The 19,582-nt window shown below is 45.8% G+C and carries 20 protein-coding genes; 7 read left to right on the forward strand and 13 right to left on the reverse strand.

The window, feature by feature from the left end:
• Positions 1-145: 145 nt before the first annotated feature.
• Together nfsB and L3V37_RS01305 are read left to right on the forward strand one after the other, a co-directional pair.
• Positions 146-799: an oxygen-insensitive NAD(P)H nitroreductase gene (gene nfsB / locus L3V37_RS01300; protein ID WP_237305690.1), complete on the forward strand. Its 654-nt coding sequence runs from the start codon at positions 146-148 to the stop codon at positions 797-799.
• A gap of 69 nt (positions 800-868) precedes the next feature.
• On the forward strand, positions 869-1,159 hold the full coding sequence (locus tag L3V37_RS01305) for a putative quinol monooxygenase (protein ID WP_167415850.1): 291 nt from the start codon (positions 869-871) through the stop codon (positions 1,157-1,159).
• Here L3V37_RS01305 and L3V37_RS01310 read toward each other — a convergent pair.
• Complete coding sequence (locus tag L3V37_RS01310; RefSeq protein ID WP_005374928.1) at positions 1,156-2,079, reverse strand: LysR family transcriptional regulator; 924 nt, start codon at positions 2,077-2,079, stop codon at positions 1,156-1,158. The genes L3V37_RS01305 and L3V37_RS01310 overlap by 4 nt on opposite strands.
• Before the next feature lie 132 nt (positions 2,080-2,211).
• Here L3V37_RS01310 and L3V37_RS01315 point away from each other — a divergent pair, with 132 nt between their 5' ends.
• Positions 2,212-2,430 carry a VF530 family DNA-binding protein gene (locus tag L3V37_RS01315; RefSeq protein WP_005374929.1) on the forward strand — a complete coding sequence of 73 codons (219 nt, stop codon included), beginning with the start codon at positions 2,212-2,214 and terminating at the stop codon, positions 2,428-2,430.
• Between the two features lie 2,017 nt (positions 2,431-4,447).
• Here the strand turns inward: L3V37_RS01315 and L3V37_RS01320 are convergent.
• Positions 4,448-4,900, reverse strand: coding sequence for a thioesterase family protein (locus tag L3V37_RS01320; RefSeq protein WP_005374933.1), 453 nt, complete (start codon positions 4,898-4,900; stop codon positions 4,448-4,450).
• 210 nt (positions 4,901-5,110) lie between these two features.
• Between L3V37_RS01320 and L3V37_RS01325 the strand changes: the two genes are divergently transcribed.
• Complete coding sequence (locus L3V37_RS01325; protein WP_005374935.1) at positions 5,111-5,875, forward strand: ferredoxin--NADP reductase; 765 nt, start codon at positions 5,111-5,113, stop codon at positions 5,873-5,875.
• A 180-nt stretch (positions 5,876-6,055) separates the two neighbouring features.
• Positions 6,056-6,502, forward strand: coding sequence for an RDD family protein (locus L3V37_RS01330; protein ID WP_017634410.1), 447 nt, complete (start codon positions 6,056-6,058; stop codon positions 6,500-6,502).
• Positions 6,503-6,561: 59 nt separating this feature from the next.
• Here the strand turns inward: L3V37_RS01330 and L3V37_RS01335 are convergent, their stop codons facing one another.
• The 10 genes from L3V37_RS01335 to L3V37_RS01380 all read right to left on the reverse strand — a co-directional run bounded on the left by L3V37_RS01335 (position 6,562) and on the right by L3V37_RS01380 (position 17,761).
• A complete protein-coding gene (locus L3V37_RS01335; RefSeq protein ID WP_237305691.1) occupies positions 6,562-7,233 on the reverse strand; it encodes a DUF2057 domain-containing protein in 672 nt (223 codons plus the stop codon).
• 216 nt (positions 7,234-7,449) lie between these two features.
• A complete protein-coding gene (locus tag L3V37_RS01340; RefSeq protein ID WP_005386936.1) occupies positions 7,450-8,598 on the reverse strand; it encodes an AI-2E family transporter in 1,149 nt (382 codons plus the stop codon).
• Positions 8,591-9,277 (reverse strand): potassium channel family protein, encoded by a 687-nt coding sequence (locus L3V37_RS01345; RefSeq protein WP_017634413.1) that lies wholly within the window; start codon positions 9,275-9,277, stop codon positions 8,591-8,593. The genes L3V37_RS01340 and L3V37_RS01345 overlap by 8 nt, the downstream gene beginning before the upstream one ends.
• Before the next feature lie 16 nt (positions 9,278-9,293).
• Positions 9,294-10,184 (reverse strand): HlyD family secretion protein, encoded by an 891-nt coding sequence (locus L3V37_RS01350; protein WP_237305692.1) that lies wholly within the window; start codon positions 10,182-10,184, stop codon positions 9,294-9,296.
• A gap of 12 nt (positions 10,185-10,196) precedes the next feature.
• Positions 10,197-10,400 (reverse strand): DUF1656 domain-containing protein, encoded by a 204-nt coding sequence (locus L3V37_RS01355; protein WP_005374946.1) that lies wholly within the window; start codon positions 10,398-10,400, stop codon positions 10,197-10,199.
• Positions 10,400-12,043 (reverse strand): TolC family protein, encoded by a 1,644-nt coding sequence (locus L3V37_RS01360; protein WP_033906682.1) that lies wholly within the window; start codon positions 12,041-12,043, stop codon positions 10,400-10,402. Before L3V37_RS01360 ends, L3V37_RS01355 begins: the two co-directional genes overlap by 1 nt.
• Before the next feature lie 10 nt (positions 12,044-12,053).
• A complete protein-coding gene (locus tag L3V37_RS01365) occupies positions 12,054-14,228 on the reverse strand; it encodes an FUSC family protein (protein ID WP_237305693.1) in 2,175 nt (724 codons plus the stop codon).
• Between the two features lie 388 nt (positions 14,229-14,616).
• Complete coding sequence (locus L3V37_RS01370) at positions 14,617-15,486, reverse strand: DMT family transporter (protein ID WP_237305694.1); 870 nt, start codon at positions 15,484-15,486, stop codon at positions 14,617-14,619.
• A gap of 141 nt (positions 15,487-15,627) precedes the next feature.
• Positions 15,628-16,596 (reverse strand): HTH-type transcriptional regulator YidZ, encoded by a 969-nt coding sequence (gene yidZ / locus L3V37_RS01375; protein ID WP_005374957.1) that lies wholly within the window; start codon positions 16,594-16,596, stop codon positions 15,628-15,630.
• Positions 16,571-17,761: an MFS transporter gene (locus L3V37_RS01380; protein ID WP_237305695.1), complete on the reverse strand. Its 1,191-nt coding sequence runs from the start codon at positions 17,759-17,761 to the stop codon at positions 16,571-16,573. The genes yidZ and L3V37_RS01380 overlap by 26 nt, the downstream gene beginning before the upstream one ends.
• 132 nt (positions 17,762-17,893) lie before the next feature.
• On the opposite strand from L3V37_RS01380, the gene L3V37_RS01385 reads away from it, so the two are divergent.
• Positions 17,894-18,364, forward strand: a complete 471-nt coding sequence (locus L3V37_RS01385) for a GNAT family N-acetyltransferase (RefSeq protein WP_017820545.1) — start codon at positions 17,894-17,896, stop codon at positions 18,362-18,364.
• 24 nt (positions 18,365-18,388) lie between these two features.
• On the forward strand, positions 18,389-18,847 hold the full coding sequence (locus L3V37_RS01390; protein WP_053303884.1) for a GNAT family N-acetyltransferase: 459 nt from the start codon (positions 18,389-18,391) through the stop codon (positions 18,845-18,847).
• 34 nt (positions 18,848-18,881) lie between these two features.
• On the opposite strand, the gene L3V37_RS01395 is transcribed toward L3V37_RS01390, so the two are convergent.
• Complete coding sequence (locus tag L3V37_RS01395) at positions 18,882-19,394, reverse strand: DUF2799 domain-containing protein (RefSeq protein ID WP_017634421.1); 513 nt, start codon at positions 19,392-19,394, stop codon at positions 18,882-18,884.
• Positions 19,395-19,582 lie beyond the last annotated feature (188 nt).

A 19,582-nucleotide genomic window follows, 5' to 3' on the forward strand; every position in this document is an offset into this window, starting at 1 on the left:
GAAGTTCAGTGAGAACGCTCAAAGCCTTTCTTATCGTTTTATTTTCAAATTTATTTTGAAAATGTTTTTAATCGAAATCGGTTTTTCCCTTTATCTCATGAGGTTATGCTGTTACTCAGCTTAAACTCATTAATTGGAGAGCCTCATGGATATCGTACAAGCTGCAAAATCTCGTTACTCAACGAAAGTGTTTGACCCAACGCGCAAGCTATCTCAAGAAAAAATCGATGCAGTTAAAGAGCTGATTCGTTTTAGTCCATCGAGTGTGAACTCCCAGCCTTGGCATTTCATTCTGGCAAGCACAGAAGAAGGCAAACAGCGCATCGCTAAAGCGGCGCAAGAGAATTACGCGTTTAACGCGGCGAAGATTCTCAACGCATCTCACGTATTGGTGTTTTGTGCAAAAACAGGCATTGATAACGACTACATTGAAGCGCTAATGGCGCAAGAAGAAAAAGATGGCCGATTCCCAACCGAAGAAGCGAAAGCGGCTGTGCGCGGTGGTCGTAGCTACTTTGTGAACATGCACCGTTTTGATCTGAAAGATGCGAACCATTGGATGGAGAAACAAGTTTACCTTAACGTGGGTACGTTGCTGCTGGGTGCTTCGACGTTAGAAATCGATGCAGTGCCAATTGAAGGGTTTGATCCCAAAGTGCTGGATGAAGAATTTGGCTTGCGTGAAAAAGGTTACACCAGCGTTGTAATCGTGCCGCTTGGCTACCACGCGGAAGATGACTTCAACGCGAAAACGCCAAAGTCTCGCTGGGACACAGAAACCGTATTCACCGAGATCTAATTCGAGCTTACTTACAGGTGACGTAGAACCCTGTAATCAATATATAAATCGCAAAAGAGTGATAAAACGATGATCCACTTAGTCGCAGAAGTGAAAGCCTATCCAGACAGTAAGGATCAGGTGGTGAATTTGCTTTCTGGTTTACTAGAGCCAACTCGCAAAGAAGAAGGCTGTTGCCAATACGAGTTGTATCTCGACGAAAAAGTTGATGGCCTATTTATGTTCCAAGAAATCTGGGCATCGCAAGAGGCCTTGGATAAGCATTTGCAAAGCCCGCATATGGCGACGTTTCTTGAAACATTGGAAGAGAATGATTGGGTTGAATATACCCAGATTCGTCCTCTTCGATTTATCGCCTAATGACAGAAGGTTGCCAGCACGTTGGCGCGTTGCTGGCAGCATTTTTGTTGGATAAAGTCGCGGAAAGTCCGAATCGTTGGCGTCAATAATCGACGATCGGCGCACACCATGTAGAGCGGCACTGGGCCGCAATCCCACTCTGGTAACACTCGCACCAATCTTCCCTCGATTAAGTCTCGGCTGATGTCCATCAATGATTTATTCGCAATGCCTTTGCCTTTGATCGCTAACCGGTGTGGCAAGTCACTATCGTTGCTCAACAAGTTACCGCTGACCACGATTTGTTCTTTCTCGCTGCCACGCGTGAGCGTCCATTTGTTGTAGACCGAATCCGCGACCATGTAGCACAAGCAGTTGTGTTGCGTTAAATCGGCAGGAGAGGCGAGTTCTGGATGTGTAGCTACGTACTCTGGCGATGCACATAATATCCGTTCATTTGACCCACATAATGCCAATACGACCAGATTGGAGTCGGCCGGCTCGCCGTAGCGAATCGCAATATCGACAGGCTTGGTGTACATATCCGTCAAGCTATCGGACAGCTCTAGTTTAATGGAAACATTTGGGTAGAGATCGATGAACTCATCCACCCAATCGAGCAACATATTGCGACCAAAATCGGAGGGTGCAGTAATGTGCAACTGACCAGACAACTCCCCGCGCGCACTTGAGATCTGATCCAACCCCTCTTGCAATGTTGCCAACGCTTGCGTGGTTTTGTCTAAAAACAGTTCGCCCTCTGAGGTTAAACGCAGGCTTCGGGTGGAACGCACAAACAACGGGAAACCGATTTGCCCTTCAAGACGCTTAATCGATGCGCTAATGGCGGCAGGTGTCATGTCCATGCTGTTAGCGGCTTTTGAAAAGCTGCCTTGGCGCGCGGTTTCGACAAAAATATTGAGGTCGTTGAGGGCTTTCATCGTGAAAAGGATGTTTGTGAAGTTTGAGCTACTATAGGGGAGAGTCGCAGGGCAATTCAAGGTTAAAACATTAGGTTGCACGGCGAGTTTGAGTTAGATTAGCGCGCAACTTCACTTTACCGGATCAATAGCATGAGCCAACAGCAGCCGAATAACCCACTTCACGGGTTGAGTTTAGAGAAAATCGTCACCCGACTAGTTGAACACTTTGGTTGGAATGGCATGTATGAGCGCGTTCGTGTGAACTGTTTCAAGAAAGATCCTTCAATCAAATCGTCGCTGAAGTTCCTGCGCAAAACGCAATGGGCCAGAGATAAGGTGGAAGCGCTGTACATCGAGACATTCTGCTAACCGCTTTATGGTCTGCAGCAAGCGGTAAGTAGATTCTTAGTCTCGCTATGGCTCGCTAGAATGACGCAGCTTTTCTTATCGCGTAGGCTGGAAGAGTCGCTCTGCTGATACGTCTAAAGCGAGATTCAGAATCTACCCTCAGATTGTATTGAGTTTATTCATAGCTCTATGGCCTGCAGAAGCGGTAAGTAGATTCTTAGTCTCGCTATGGCTCGCTAGAATGACGAAGTTTTTCTTATCGCGTAGGCTGGAAGAGTCGCTCTACTGATACGTCTAAAGCGAGATTCCGGATGGTCACATAGGCTTGTCTGGAATCGCTTTTTTAGATGGTTTTGTAGAGGTCAGAGTCAAACTCGAACCGTCATTCTGAACCGCGAGGAACGAGCGTGAATCAGAATCTACCTTCAGATTGTATTGAGTTTATTTATGGCTTTATGGTCTGCAGCAAGCGGTAAGTAGATTCTTAGTCTCGCTATGGCTCGCTAGAATGACGAAGTTTTTCTTATCGCGTAGGCTGGAAGAGTCGCGCTGCTGATGCGTCTCAAGCGAGATTTCGGATAGTCACTTAGGCTTGTCTGGAATCGCTTTTTTTAGATGGTTTTGTAGAGCTCAGAGCCAAACTCGAACCGTTATTCTGAACTGCGAGGAACGAGCGTGATTCAGAATCTACCCTCAGATTGTATTGAGTTTATTCATAGCTCTATGGTCTGCAGCAAGCGGCAAGTAGATTCTTAGTCTCGCTTTGGCTCGTTAGAATGACGTAGCTTTTCTTATCGCGTGGGCTGAAAGAGTCGCTCTACTGTTACGTCTAAAGCGAAATTCCGGATGGTCATATAGGCTTGTCTGCAATCGCTTTTTTAGATGGTTTTGTAGAGATCAGAGCCAATCTCGAACCGTCATTCTGAACCGCGAGGAACGAGCGTGATTAAGAATCTACTCTCAGATTGTATTGAGTTTATTCATGGCTTTATGGTCTGCTGCAAGCGGCAAGTTGATTCTTAGTCTCACTTTGGCTCGCTAGAATGACGAAGTTTTTCTTATCGCGTAGGCTGGAAGAGTCGCGCTGCTGATGCGTCTCAAGCGAGATTTCGGATGGTCACTTAGGCTTGTCTGGAATCGCTTTTTTAGATGGTTTTGTAGAGCTCAGAGCCAAACTCGAACTGTTATTCTGAACCGAAAGGAACGAGCGTGATTCAGAATCTACTCTCAGATTGTATTGAGTTTATTCATGGCTTTATGGTCTGCGGCAAGTAGATTCTTAGTCTCGCTATGGCTCGCTAGAATGACGCAGCTTTTCTTATCGCGTAGGCTGGAAGAGTCGCGCTGCTGATGCGTCTCAAGCGAGATTTCGGATGGTCACTTAGGCTTGTCTGGAATCGCTTTTTTAGATGGTTTTGTAGAGCTCAGAGCCAAACTCGAACTGTTATTCTGAACCGAGAGGAACGAGCGTGATTCAGAATTTACCCTCAGATTGTATTGAGTTTATTCATGGTTCTATGGTCAGCAGCAAGCGGTAAGTAGATTCTTAGTCTCGCTTTGGCTCGCTAGAATGACGTCACTTTTCTTATCGCGTAGGCTGGAAGAGTCGCTCCACTGATACGCCTAAAGCGATTTTCCGGATGGTCACTTAGGCTTGTCTGGAATCGCTTTTTTAGGTGGTTTTGTAGAGATCAGAGCCAAACTCGAACCGTCATTCTGAACCGCGAGGAACGAGCGTGATTCAGAATCTACCCTCAGGATTGTATTGAGTCTATTCATAGCTCTATGGGCCTGCAGCAGCGGTAAGTACATTCTTAGTCTCACTTTGGCTCGCTAGAATGACGAAGTTTTTCTTATCGCGTAGGCTAGAAGAGTCGCTCTACTGTTACGTTTAGCGAGGTTTCGAATGATTCACTTTAGGCTCATTAGAATGACGCTAGTTTTCTTATTGCGTAAGTTGGAATGGTACCTCAGCATCATTCCCGATAGCGATGAAGAAGCGCTGTCGGGAACCTCGCCTTTAATCTCTCGTTTCTTGCTACTCCAAATGATGCGTACTACCCACGGTTCCTTCCAAGTCTAAAATCGACTGGCGAACGTGATCTGGAATCGCAGCTTTAACGTTGTTCTTAAAATCGAACATCACACCAGTGGCGGTCGCGATGGTCGCAATTTTACCCCACTTCTTACTCAGCACTTGGTACTCCATCGTGATGCGATCTTCTTGCATGTCGATTACGCGAGAACCGACTAATAGCGTGTCTGGGTAAGTAACAGGCAATTTGTAGCGGCATTGAGTCTCGCTCAGTACTGGTCCAATTTGCGAGGTCTGCAGGTCGACCAGCAGGTTAATTTTGTTGAAGTAATCTAAACGTGCGGTCTCGAAGTAGCGAAAATAGACCACGTTATTAACGTGTTGCAGAGCATCCATTTCACCCCATGCGACTTTTATCTCTGTGATAACGGGAAAGTCCTTTAACAGTGTGTCCATTTTTATTGCTCCTTTTTCATCTGCTTTGCCACAAATTGCGACGCGACTTATCACTTTGAGCATTTATTCTAGATGTAATCATTTAATATGTAATAAAATTGTTTTTAAAATGTGAAATGAAATAGTGGTTTGATTATGTAAACTAGAAACTTTACATAATCGAGTTGAAGGCGTAAGTTTAACTAAGAGTAACCAGATAGGAGGTGTCTCATGATTGAACTCAAAGGTTTCAACCTCGCAAGAGTTGAGAAACGCATTGATTGGACAGGTGAGCTGTTCAGTTTGAGAATATCTGGCGCGCCTCTTTCATTTAAAGCTGGCCAATTCACCAAGCTTGCTTTGCTTGATGATGAAGGTAAGCCGATCAGCCGTGCTTACTCTGTGGTTAATGCGCCAAGCGAGCAATTCGATTGGTTGGAATTTCTAATAGTAGCCGACCCTCAAGGACAACTTTCTCCACGGCTCCAAAAGCTTAAATCTGGTGATAGCATTTATGTCGGTGCCACCGCACATGGCGATTTAATCCATGATTCTATTCCTAAACAGGCTCATGACCTGTGGCTGCTATCTACAGGTACGGGGATTGGACCGTTTTTGTCGCTGCTGGATGATATAAACTTACCGCCTCACAATGAGCGCATTGTGCTGGTTCATGCCGTTCGTTTCGAAAAAGATCTGGTTTATAAATACCTAATTGAACAGCTTCAGCAACGATATGAAGGCAGATTAAAGTATATACCGATAGTCAGCAGGGAAGTGGTTGATGGTAAATTACAAGGCCGAATTCCTGAACTCATCGAATCGGGTTTACTGTCCAACGCCGCTGATGCGCCATTCTCAGCTCAGCGTAGCTTTGTCATGATGTGTGGGAATCCACAAATGATCAAAGATACCGTGCCCGTTTTACAAGAGCTAGGCTTGGAAAAGTATCGCCATCAAACTGGGGGAAATATCATTTACGAACGTTACTGGTAGCGTTTTGTTAAATTGATACGGTTATGCTCAAGATGTAATGATTACTTTTGAGATACGACCGCGATTTAGTATGTTCTTAGTTGAATATTATGTTGGCAATACCTAAACTGCGCTCACCATTGCGCGTCTGTACACTCAGTCATTCTCGCTTAACCAATTACATTGAGGTGACTGAAGTCCATGTATGCTTTTATCGCGAGCAAGCAACAGAGAATCATTGCTGGTTTTATCGACCTGCTCTTTGCGATGGTGGTCGTGTTAATCATCGCATTGAGTATTAACTCTTTTCTTAACGACTTTCAGCTCTCTTTAGCAGATAACCTCACGCTTGTTCGTGAAACTCAGGCGTTTTACTTGCTTTCTTTACCAACGGTTTTAATGATCAACTGGAATGCATTGAGTCATGGGCAAACCATTGGTATGCGCATGATTGGTATTAAAGTTGTAATGAAAAATGATAGTAAGGCAACGAAAGTTACAGCAGGGTTAAGGCTTGTTATTAGCTACTTGCTGGAGATGCTCATTCCGGGGATCCCGTTGGTAAATTTGGCATTATTGTTCTTTCATCCGGAGCGACGTTTGTTGCATGACTTGATCGCCAATACTAAAGTTGTCCAAGTTTCCTAATTTTTGATCAAAAAAGCCACGTGAAGTGGCTTTTTTAATATCGATAAAGTTAACCAGATTTACTGTTGATTAACATATTTCTTAAAGCGAGCTTTGGTTTCTGCGTCTGCTTTTTGGTACCAGAAGTGCAGCATCTCTTCAGCTGTCGAATCCGCTTTAACCGCAGTTGCTCTCACTTGCTTCATATCCGCAGGAACCTTTGCAGGAAGCGTGACTGGCTGCATGGTCGCTGCGCCAGCAAAAGCCACGGCTGCTGCACCGCCAGCTTGGTTATAATCTTCTATTTCACGTACGTAATCACGACCGATTTGCATACCCGGTTTGAGCAACTTGTCCTGGTCAACCGCGATTGCGTTGCCAGAATCATCAACCAGTTTCCAATCTAAGTCTTTGATCTTCTCTTCCGCATCACGTAGGTTGCGGTATTCTGGCATTTGTAGAGTGAGTTCGGTATTGGTCGCGTCAAATCGTGTAACGATAACATCGCTTTCAACACTTAAACGGTCATTACCTTGGTTGAAGTAAGGGGCGAAACGAAATACGACTTGGTTAAGGCCATCAGGTAACGTCAGTGTTCTTTCAGAGGCGAAAAAACCACCCGAAAGATCTGCTTTTTCACCGTTAGCCGCTAATACTGAAACGTTGTCAGGAACACTCACGGTTACATCTGCGAATGCCATGCCACTCATTGCGAGAGCAAGCGCACAAGTTAAAGGCTTGATCAATTTCATTGTTTTTATCCTAAGCAAATTAGTGGTCATCGAGAGTGCATCGTTCATTGCCCGATTGCAACTCCCAAGTGTAATAAGTATGAAAATTTAACAAGAACGTCATTTTTATCGCATTTATTACGACGAAACTGTGATCCAAATAGAATCAAACCGCTGAAATGCAGCGGTTTGATATCATAAGTTATAGATTAAATTTCTTTCTAACTTATTGATTTATTAAATTCCAGCACCGTGTCCAGGTTCTGATTGGTCATCAGAAGCGTCTTGTTGTTCTGCCATTTCTTCTTGCTGTTGTGCTTTCTCAATGCTCAACCACCAAACAAATAACTCATACCAAATTGCTAGGATAACGGCACCTAAGAACAGACCAACGATGCCGTAGAAAAGCATACCACCGATGGCACCGAGCAGAATCACAGGCATTGGCACGTCGACGCCACGTCCCATTAACATTGGCTTGAACAGGTTTTCAGAAAGAGCCGCAACTACGACCCAAACAGTAAACATGGTTGCTGTTGAGGTGTCTTGGGTCATGTACATGAAGCCAATCACAGGTAGCACAGCGAGCAACGCCGGGAGCTGAGCGATACACAAGATCATTAGAAGCAGTGTGAGTAAACCTGCTGCGGGAACGCCAAATACGAAGAAACCAGCACCGATCAACAGTGCTTGAATCGCCGCTACACCGACTACGCCAAGCAGTACGCTTTTAATTGTCGCAGCGATAAGCGTGGTCCAGCTTTTTGCGTTTTCACCAGCGGTTCGAATCGCGATGGTTCTTAAGCCTGATGCTGCAGATTCAGAGTACGTCATGAAACCTGCTGCAATCGCAAGTGACAAGATTGAAAGCAGTAAACTTCCCAATACGCCCCCAAGTGTACCCAGTAAAGATGTGAGTCCTGCCTTTATTTGTGGCATAAAGGTTTGAATCGCTTGCTCAAGATTAGTAGCGAATAGGGTCCACACTTCGTAGAGCTTATCACCCACGATAGGCCAATCCGCTACGGAAGGTTTTGGCCCTGGTATTTTCACTTGTCCATTTTGTAGTACTTCAAGCGCGTGCGTTGCACCATCCACAATGGAGCCTGATACCATAACAAGTGGCGTGACAAGGAGGGCAATACCAAGTAAAGCAATGGTCGTGGCTGCCAGGCCTCTACGACCACCATATACACGCTGCAATTTTTGGGTAAGCGGCATTAAAGCAACGGCTATAATAGCGCCCCAAATAACCGGAAGTATGAAGGGTTTGATGATGTCGTACGTAAACATCAGCAAGACAAAGATCAAGCCAATGCGTATTGCCGATTCCACCATATTACTGATGAAAAGCTTACTGTCGATTTTTACCGATTGTTTATCCATTTTTGTTTACCTGATGATCAATGTTAGAACTGACGAGACTTGAAACAACAATCGCCATATAAAAAACACCTGTGATGGCCTCTAAATACACCACGACTTGAGCCAATGGTGTTAGAGGACTAATGTCGCCATAACCGAGCGTGGTTAAGGTAACGAAACTGAAATACGCTGCATTGGAGAAGTTCTGCCCCCAAGAAATCGCTTCCATACCGGTAAAGGCTTCAGGCGAAAACTCAAGCAGAATGAGGTAGGCAATCGCCCACATCAGACCAAGCAGCAAGAAAAGCGCTACCGAGCCAATGACTTTGTTGCTGTTGACATGGCCGGTGAAAAGAATCTGTCTTGCGATGGATTTAAAAGTGCCGAAAAAGAACGCAAAGGTGAGGGCAAGCATCACCACATTCATCTCTCTGATGTCGAAAACGGTCTTGATCACAATCACAAGAACCCAAACACCAAACAGGCTGTAGAGGAAACGAGACCAGGTTTTGTCAAAGCGAAGGCTCGCAAAACAGACGATAAACGTCAGAACCGTGAAAGCCTGAAGTATGTGTTCAATCGTCCCTTCACCTACGACTTGTGCCATCGCACTCCCTAGCAACAAAATCACTAGTGCTAAGGTTAGATAGAAGAAGTTGTTTTCTTCATTAATATTTTTGAGGTTTTTACCAATGACCATGGCTCTTCTCACTTAGTTATTGTTCACTTTCTGCGGATGACTCTTTCATCACCATGATGGACGCAGAAAGCCCGAATCGAAGATCAACATCTTCAGGAAGTTCTTGTAGGGAGATTCGCACCGGAATACGTTGTGCTAGGCGAATCCACTGAAAAACAGGGTTTACGTTTGGAAGAAGGTTGTAGCCGACCGTGCCGTCTTTGGGCGCAATACCCCAACCAATCGAGTCAACCGTCGCGTCAATTGGCGTGTCTGGGTGAGACATCAAAGTGACACGCGCTTGGCTGCCAGGTTCGATTTGCGCAAGTTGGTTTTCACGGAAGAAACCAAATACCCAAAAGCTGTTTTTGTCGATCAGTGCGAGCAGTGGTTGGTTTGCGACCGCTTGCGTACCGTTTCTAATATCGAGGTTAGATACAAAACCATCGACGGTCGCATAAACTTTGGTAAAGCTGAGGTTAAGGCGTGCTGATTTTAGTTGTTCTTCTGCAGATTTGATTTGCAGTAGCGATTCTTCGTAAGCGATTTCACGACGAATCAGATCCTTATGAGAAACTGCGCCACGGTCTTTGGCACGAATGTCTTTTAAGCGGTCATATTCGATTTTTTTACCGCGAGAGCTAACAATGGAGCGCTCCAGTGCTACTTCGGCTTGAGATAACGCAACCTGGTAAGTCGCAGGGTCGATTTCAAACAGTAAATCCCCCGTTTTTACTTCTTGGTTGTCTTGCACCGCGACATTTATAATTGGGCCTGATACGCGAGGAGCCACTTTGATGACGTTAGCACGCACTTGCCCATCTCGTGTCCATGGGTTATTAAAGTATTCCTCAAACTTTTGATAGCCGAGCCAAGCTGCGCCACCAAGAATGACAAGATTGAGTGCGATTACGAATAGTTTTTTCATCTTGTTTGGCACCTAAAATTGAATATAAAAGCTGTCGATGGCCACCACATAACCGACCATGATGGCAATAAACGTCAGAGACGGAAAAGCGATGAAGCGAGACAAACGTGTCTTGTTCAATATCATCACCGTTATCCACGTGGCCGTGACGGCGAGAAAGAGCACCAGTAGCGTAGGAGAAAAGTAAACGTCTCCCCAAGAGAGTTCATGAGGCATTACCGATCCTCCGTTTTGTTTTCATCACTGGTCTCAGCCGGAGTTTCGAGTCGCAAAGGCGGCAATACGCGGTTTTCTTCATTTAAATAACTTCCCCAGTCAGTGCGCTCTGTCATCTGCGTGGCAATCGATTCACTGATGAAAGGTTTACCTGTTTGGGTTTGCCAGCCTCCACCGAGGGCTTTGTAGAGCGCGACAACTTGGTTCGCAACATTACCTTTGATCGTTGCGTAGCTGTCTTCTGCGCGGGTCATTTTTTCTACCGAGTTAAGCAGACGTTCGAATGAAATTTGTCCGTTTTCGTACTGTGTCATGGATATGTTGAACGCACGAATGGAAGAGTTGACCGATTGCAAGCGTAAATCTTTTTGCTGCAAATACAGGTCATACGCTTCGATTGCATTGGTGACTTCATTAACGGCTTGCAGTACCTTTTTGTTGTAGTTCGTCAGCGTTTCTTGGAAGCGAGCATCTTCGAAACGAATGTTATTTTTCACGCGCCCGTATTGGAAAATGTTCCAACTGAACGTTGGGCCAACCACCATGGTGAGCGAATCGCTAAAACTGAAACTGCTGCCATCGGGAACCGTACTGTCGATACCGATGGAACCGAACAACGAAAAGCTTGGGTACAGAGCGGTTTCTGCCACGCCAATCTGCGCACTTTGCGCGCGAGCTTGCATCTCAGAGACTTGCAAATCCGGACGTCGCATCACTAAGTTAGCATCCACTTGCGTATCCAAAAGCGGTGGACGTGGCACAATGGAACGCTCGTCGGTGCCCGATAGCGCCGATTTTCTGCCCGTCGATTTGAACTGGGCTTCGTACTCAGCGATTTGCTTGTGCATCCCATCCGACTGTAGCAGTCGATCTACTTCTTCTGGTAACAGACCCAGTAGCAAAGCCAACACAGTACGTGATTGCTTCATTGCCACTTCGAGGCTCGGTAACGCTGCTTTGGTGGTGTAGAGTTGGTTTTTAGCTTGTTGAACGTCCAATTCTGTAACGTTGCCAGAGTCGAACTGCACCTGTGTAATGCGGACGACACGCTCTTGAATCTCTATGTTGCGGCGAGACAGCAAAATACGTTCTTGGAATGTGCGATAGTTGATGTAATTGCGCGCCACTTCGGCGGTTATGGTGACCATGATGTCGTGATACGATGCGATGGATGCGTAGTAACCCGCTTCTGCCGACTCAATACCGCGAGCATACTTGCCCCAAACATCCATTTCCCAAGCAGCATCAAACGACAAAGTGGCGTTATTCACGCCCTGATCATTTACGTAGGCACGCGCTAGGTTTCCTGACACGGTTTGAACTTGTGGGTATTGCAAGCCAGTCGAAATACCAAGCAATGAACGTGCTTGGACAATTCGTAGCCCTGCGGCTTCTAAATCGAGGTTTTGTTTGCTCGCCAACTCAACCAGCTGATTAAGAGTCGAGTCATTAAATTGCTGCCACCATTGTTGTAGCTGTTGCTCTGATTGCTGCGTATCTTTGGCTGCTTTTTGCACCGACCAGTCACTTGGCAGTGGCGCCTGCTTTGGATGAACATAATCTGGTCCTACCGTGGTACACGCACTGAGTCCGAGCAAAGAAAGTATGGCGAGGCTTGGTTTGGTTAGTTTTGGAAGCATCATATCCCCACCTTTAAAAACGCTTCTGTTGTAAGTTCACCCAATCGATATCCTCGTAGGTTTGCTTGCAATGCTTGATTGCTTCGAACACGTTCCGTTTTAAATTCAGCAAGATATAAAAACCGGCTATCTCTGAATAAGCGTAGTCAGATAAATCCAACTCACTAAAAAAATCTTCCAGTTTATCTTCGAATGTTTGGTAATCCTGACTGTATTGGTCGAATACGGAGTCGAGTTCTTGTGTTGCTTGATGGCTGGCTAAAGCGCCCGCCATCAAAGGAATGATGGAATCGCGGTGCTGTTGGCGAAGCTGAGTAATTAGTGGATTGGTCATCAACTTTTTCTCGGCGGCCATTAAGATGTTGATGTGATTACTGAGTACATCACACGCTTTGCTAAACGCGCCAATCGCTTCTGGCGTGGTTTTGTCAAAGTGTTTGTGGTTGATTTTCGAACCCCACACCTTGAGCTTTTTCGATGAAACGTTGAGCGTCACCAAGTGCAAGGCCCGTTTGAGCGGCGTGATAATCGAGCTGGATTGCTTCTGATAGGAGTCAAACAGATCCCGAGTGTGCCTAAAATAGCGCTCTTTTATGGTCAAAAAGAGGTGTTCTGGTCGTGAGCTAAACGGGAAGTAGTGCGCGAAAATGATCATGAACACCACCATGTAGAACAGCAGCATGATCGTCATGAGGATCCCGAAGTGATAGAACATGTTGTTATCTAAACCGAGAACAAACAAGCCCACCATGTAGAAAATCGTCACTGGCCCGTTGAACAGATAAAAGCCGATAAAGGTGTAGATAAAGATGAATAGGCCAAGCTCTAACCCGAGATCCAATTGGGGAAGAATGAAGACGTAAGAAGGCACCGCGAACAAGAAGCCGAAAGTGAACAGCACTAGCAACAAAATCGGGTGCACAGGCACGAACGACAGCAAAGACATAAACATGGTCGAGAAGACCACGAACGAGTAGCCGCCTGGTGGATTGAAATAAATCCAAATCAGTCCTGCAACCCAATAAGTGACAAAGGTTTTGACCGCGGTTTTAAAATTTTCTGCGTCCCACCATAGAAACTTGCCTTTCGGTTTCGGCAGCGGTACGTCAAAGGAGACATTGTTCGTCACAGAGTCAATACAACTAATGCTTTCCGCCAAACGCGATAAGTTTTGATGCATGAGCCCCAAGAGGTGCCCCAGCATAAGCGCAGAGCCTTTCTCTAGGTGCGCTGCGTCTTCAAGCAACGCTTGGTTGTATTCGACTTTGAACTCTTGAGCACGAAAAGCGGGCTCTTTTTCGTCCCAGACCTGTTGGCAGGTATCAAACAGCGCGTCAATTTCCGCAACGGCTTGATCAAAGTTGCTGATGCTTTCACGGTCTTGCTGGTGGCTAAAGTGGCTGTGCGCCGCGACGGTCAATTGTTGCGTTACTTGCTTGTTCAAATGAACCGCCAAGCGCCACTCTTTCATGTAGGCCGACACGTCGCTGCATTCCACACTGACTGTGGCAAAACGCTGTTCGAGCGCATTTTGGGCGGCAAACATCTGTTCGATAAGAGAATCCACGTTAGGTTGTGGCTCTCCTGCTTCTGGATTTTCTTCTCCCTCTTCTTGAGGAGAGACTTGCCCTGCCGATTTTTGCTCGAAATTTTGCAAGATAGCGGAGAACAACGCACGTTGTGCTTGGTTGAGTTGTTCGATGAGTTGTCTTAGGTTTTGTTCTGTTTTGGTCGGGAATAAGAAAGTCCCCACGAGTGTGTAAACCACCACCCCAAACACCGTCATATAAGCGCGGTCAACGCCATAAAGAAACGCACCCTCTGCGTCACCGCCATTGGACATCATCAGCGTCATCACACCGGTCAGCATGAGTAGCGTTGGATCTTTTTGATAGGCATTACGGAAGTAAAAAATGAAAGAGACCACAACCGACACGCTCAGCATGTACAGCAAGCGGTCTTGAGCAAACAATCCCACCAGTAACAAGCCAACGACGGCGCCAACCAACGTACCGAACACACGTAAGGTACCTTTGGCGAGGGATTCACGACGACTGCCTGTGGATGCAATCAGCATCACTGTGGTTGCGGCCGTCGATGCTTGCGGCCAACCCATGGCAAACGGGATCAGATAAGCCAGAGTCAGGCTAAGCGATACTTTAATAGCGAATTTTATTTTGTCGTTCATAGTGTCAAAGTTTGCTCAGGCTTATCGTTATAAGTTGATGAATTTCTTATGTGAATAATCAGAATCTTGTTCTGAATAAATTCGGGGGGCGGAATATAGCGGGTGAAAAAGTGTGCTTTGTAAACCCTTTGTCAAAACACAAAGTGCGTATTTGGCTCGATCTCGCGCTAGCCCTTGGCGTTATTGACGAAACGCCTAAAACGAGCAAAATCGCGATCTGTGACGATTCTCACTTTTGAAACAAAATCGTCGTGTTGCGTGAGCCAATTCTCACCTTATATCCTTCGCCTGATACTAAAGCAGGCCACTCGTACCATCTGCAATGAGCTTTGCTGCTTTAAAAAGCATAGATGATGAATGGGTATTTGAGAGGGAAAGTTATTATTTTTTATCGGCTTGCCGATTGTTCGCTTGTTTTTTTGGATCGAGATAAAAAAACCAAAGCGATACCACCAAGAATGATGCCACTGGTTAAAAGAGTATGCAGTGAAAGAGGCTCGTGGAGTACGACGGTGCCGAGTAGCGAAGCAATGGCTGGCACGGAAAGTTGGCTGACGGCGGCTTGAAGCAAAGAGAGCTTACGCATTACTTGATACCAAAGCGTATAACCAAGGCCAGAGGCAATGGCACCAGATGCGATAGCGAGCAACACTCCGCTCCAAGAAAGGTGGATTGAGGACAAGATTAATGGCGAAAGGAGCACGCCAATTATTGATGCAGCGATGAATCCCCACGTGATGCCACTACTTGGAGAAGGCGCTTGTTTACCGAGCGCAGTAAACGCAGCCCAACAAACGCCAGAAATCAACATAAGAAGTGCAGAGCTAATATCGGGGCGAGTGGCAGATGGCAACATCAACCAAACAAATCCAACAATTGAAAGACCGATACCGATGATTTCGAGAAACTGAAAACGCTCACCTTGCAACCAATAGATCGCCAGTAATGTAAGTTGCACGGCACCAAACAAAAGCAAAGCACCTGTTCCTGTCGCCAGTTGTAAGTACGCGAAAGAGAAAAGGGCAGCGTAACCAAATAACGCCACGCCAGCAAAAAAGCGAAAGCGAGAAGTTGGCCGATCGGTTTTCCACTGACCTCTCACGACAAGCAATGCGATTAAGATAACAGCGCCAGATATCAATCGAACGAGAGTGAAGCTTCCTGCATCAATTAACCCTTCGGCCAAGGCAAGTCGGCACAATAATGAATTGGCAGCGAACGCCAGCATTGCAATGGCAGTGAGTAAAAAGGTCGACATCCTTGATCCTTAGCGTGTAAATGAACAGCTAGTGTAGATCCAAAAGAACATTTTTATTAGTTGATAAAGTGATTAGTTATATCTATCAGAGCAAGAAAGTCATTAAAAATAACCAGAGAAAACCTGACCTTAGCCTGAGTCTTACTGTGGTTGGGAAGGTTGTTTGTACAATGACTTAATGGTGTTTTTCAACCATAGCAATTTGGGATTGTACGCATTGCGTTTATGCCAAATCATGGTAAATGGAATCAGTAACTTGTCTTGTTGAGCTTGGTCTAATGGAATTGGCAAGCACACCAAATCGAGATGCAGCTTTTCTGTGTAACTTTTGCAATAGTGCGGCGCGGTGGTGATCATGTCATGCGTCGGCTGCGCTGCCATAAAAAGGGATTGCTCAAAGTTGGACATCGTCAGCCCGATAGAGCGCTGTAGCCCTAGTTCCGTTAATACTTCATCCAACGCCCAAGTTTCACTTTTTTCCCAAACAATATTGATGTGTTGGTAGCTCAGAAAGGTCTCGAGATTCCACTCTTGCTGTAATGCCGGATGATCTTTATGTAAATACACCATCGGCAGGTCATAAAATAGAATCTCAAAATCCAAGAAATACGGCAGAAGATCCAACGACTCTTTCGATCTCGGGTGACTCTCTCGGCCGGTAAAACCGATATCCGCCTCTCCTCGAATGATGGCGTCGAGTGAATCGTAATCCCAGTTACTGGTTTTTACTTTCGCTTCAGGGTATCGCTGGTGGATAGCGACGATGAGTCTGTCCAGCACTGTGAGCACTAATGGCGACTCAATCGTGATATCAAAACGCACTCCTTTAGGCGTAATATCGCTGCGTTTTTCTGCAATTTGGCTGCCAATTTGCAGCCATTCTGCGAGATCTTGCTCCATGCTTTGCGCCAAAGGCGTTGGTGCAAGACCTTTAGGTGTTTTGACAAACAAAGGATCATCGAACCAATGACGAAGTTTGTTGAGCGACTTACTTACGGTAGAGGGCGTAACGTTCAGCTTTTTTGAGGCTTTCGAGACGCTTTGCTCTTGTAACAATAATTGCAGAGTGAACAGTAAGTTTAAATCAAGTCGCGCTAGGGATTTCTTCATTATGGGTATCGTGAACAGGCTTTGGAATCAATAGTATTAGAGCAAGGCTGATTACGCTACCTAGCACTAAGATAAACACCAACATATTCAGTGCAGTAACGCCGATGAAACCCATAAACCAAATATAGAACGCGGAACTACAAACTTGAGCAATGCCCAGTAACGAGCTTGCCACGCCAGCTTGTTGAGAGAATGGGCTGAGCGCTTGGCTCATGGCCACGCCAAAGCCACAAGCGAAGCCAGCGCAAATCAGCCCAAGTCCGAACACATAGTAAAAAGGTTGTCCATCATGGAAATGGGCAGCACTGAGTACGATGGCTGCGCAAGCGAGCAATACTTGAGAGGTCATCATTAAGGTTCGTTGCTTAAAAATCCCCAATGCCAATGGCGCCGAGAACGAAATCAACATACTGATCGTCGCAGTCCCAGCCATGATGGAAGAATAGCCACCGCGATCAAAACCAAGCATGCTCATCACGACAATTGGTGAAGCGTTAACAAAGGTCAGAATGGTGGTCACTCCAAGTGCAGTAATGATCAGCCTACTGATAAAAAATCGCTCGAAGAAAGTCCCTTGATGGCTCTCTGGCGTTGTCTGTTCTTCACCTTGTTGGCTGGGTAGTGATTCCTTGAGAACAAAAATGGCCAATACACTGACGAGAATGCCCATTCCTGCCATTGTGGTAAACAAACTCGGCCAAGGAAATTTCAGCATAATCAAGTGACCAATCACGGGTGCGATCACTGGAATGATACAGGTGATGCCATTGAGCATCGACAATACTTTCGCGCGGCGTTCATCGTCTAACGTGTCGCGTAAAATCGCGAATGCGACGACATAGCAAGATCCAGCCCCGATGCCTTGGCAAAAGCGAGCAATCAAGAAAGTGTTTGGTTGCTCAGCCATCCCGCCGAGAAAAGACGCGAGCACGAAGATCATCGCGCCGACGACGGCAACAGGCTTTCGTCCCACAGAGTCTGCAATTTTCCCCGCGAATAACATGGTGGTAGCCATGCCAGCTAAATAGATCGAAAACGCAATATGCAACTGAGATTCACTGGCGTTGAGATCTGACGCAATTTGAGGCAAACCAACAAGATACAAATCAATGGCAGTAGGGTAGAGTAAAACGAGTGCAAAACTACAAAGTAAAAAACGGGACATGGAAACCTCTCTATCGAATGGCGAGGATAATAGAGTGCTAAACGTTTGCCTGCGAGTGGGAAATACGACACCAGGTATTTCTATTTACGACATACCCTGTATGAATTGAGCATAAAAACAACAAGGAAGATTATGATTACTATTGAAAAGTATTCGCCTGAGCGACATGAACACACTTGCGAACTTAGCGTTCTAGAAGAGCAATCGCAGTTTACGGTCGCGGATGTGGGTGAAATGCTTACACGTCTTGAACCCACAGAGCTTCCGCATCTGATTTTGGCAGACGATGACGTGGTTGGCTTTTTTCTATTTGATGCTGCTTACAGCGAGAAATACGATTTTTGCCCGAAAAACAGTTTAGGCGTACGTGCTTTGCTGGTGGATCACCGTCATCAAGGCAAAGGCATCGCCAAGCAAGCCATTCAACAGTTTGCCGATTTCGCCAAACGCCATTATCCCGAGTTTGATGCGCTTTATCTCACTGTGAATTGCCGCAACATACCCGCTTATCAGTGCTATTTAAAATCAGGGTTTGAAGATACCAATGAGCTTTACCACGGCGGGCCAGTTGGACCGCAGCACATTATGAGACAGCCGCTTTAGCTAGGAAAAACCAAGGATGGAAAGATGAGGATTGAAATCGACAATTTAGAACGGTCGCAAGTGATAGCGCTGTTGGAAGGACATTTACAGGACATGTACGCCACGTCACCACCAGAAAGCGTGCATGCGTTAGATTTAGATAAGCTCAAAGCGCCAGAAGTGACATTTTGGACCGGATGGAAAGGTGAGCAACTGCTTGGGTGTGCAGCGATTAAAGAGTTGGATGACCAACACGCGGAGCTGAAATCCATGCGCACCACGCCTACGGCAAGAAACCAAGGTGTGGCATCTCAATTATTGATTCATGTGATTGAGCAAGCGAAGCAAAAAGGTTTGCAGCGCTTGAGTTTAGAAACGGGCTCGATGGAGTTTTTTAAACCAGCGCGCCTGTTGTATGAAAAGCATGGCTTTGTGTACTGCGAGCCGTTCGGGGATTACGAACTCGATCCGAACAGTCAATTCATGACCCTAGAACTGAGCTAGGGCCATGAGTTTTTAGAAGCTAAATCCAATCGATTTAGAAATTCAGATTCAAGTTGATGGTTGGCGACAAGAGGCTTGAACGCTCGTCAGCCAATCGCTTTCTCTTCTCTTTCAGTCTCTTGGCATTATCTTTGTCTGGATTGCCATCAAGCTGATTATCGATGACCGAGATTTCAGTATCGATTTGTTGGATGCGTTGCTGGCGTTGATATTCTTGATGACCTAACTGGTAGTTCTCAATAAACTCTTTGCTGCTGCATACACCGTAATATTCTTTGCCTTCGATACCGACAGTGTACCCATTGTCTGGTGAGCAATATTGGATAGTGCCTTTATCAAAGCCTTCTTTCCATTTCGCTCGGTCGGGTATCACACCCGCTTCACCACAGTCTTCGGTATAGCTATTGATAATGCTTGGATCGTTGCCGTCTCGGCCATCTTGATAACCTACGTTGTACCAGTTTGCCGTTTTGCACTCATCCGGAGACATGCTGGCGCAACCTGAGAGCAAAGTCAGTAAAGCCAGGGGGATTAGCGCTCTTTTCATCAGTGACTGTCCTTTAAATAAAATCGAATTGATAACTTGAGTTTAAAATGAACACTGTTCATATCAATGGTTGAAATCATTGTATCCACAATTGTGGTGACTCATTAATCTAAGTGATAAATTTATTATGCTGAATAGAAGTGTGTTTGATTAGTATTATCCACGAACTGCGCCTTTGCTGCATCAAT

The sequence above is a fragment of the Vibrio sp. D54 genome (genome assembly GCF_021728075.1).
GTDB lineage: Bacteria > Pseudomonadota > Gammaproteobacteria > Enterobacterales > Vibrionaceae > Vibrio > Vibrio alginolyticus.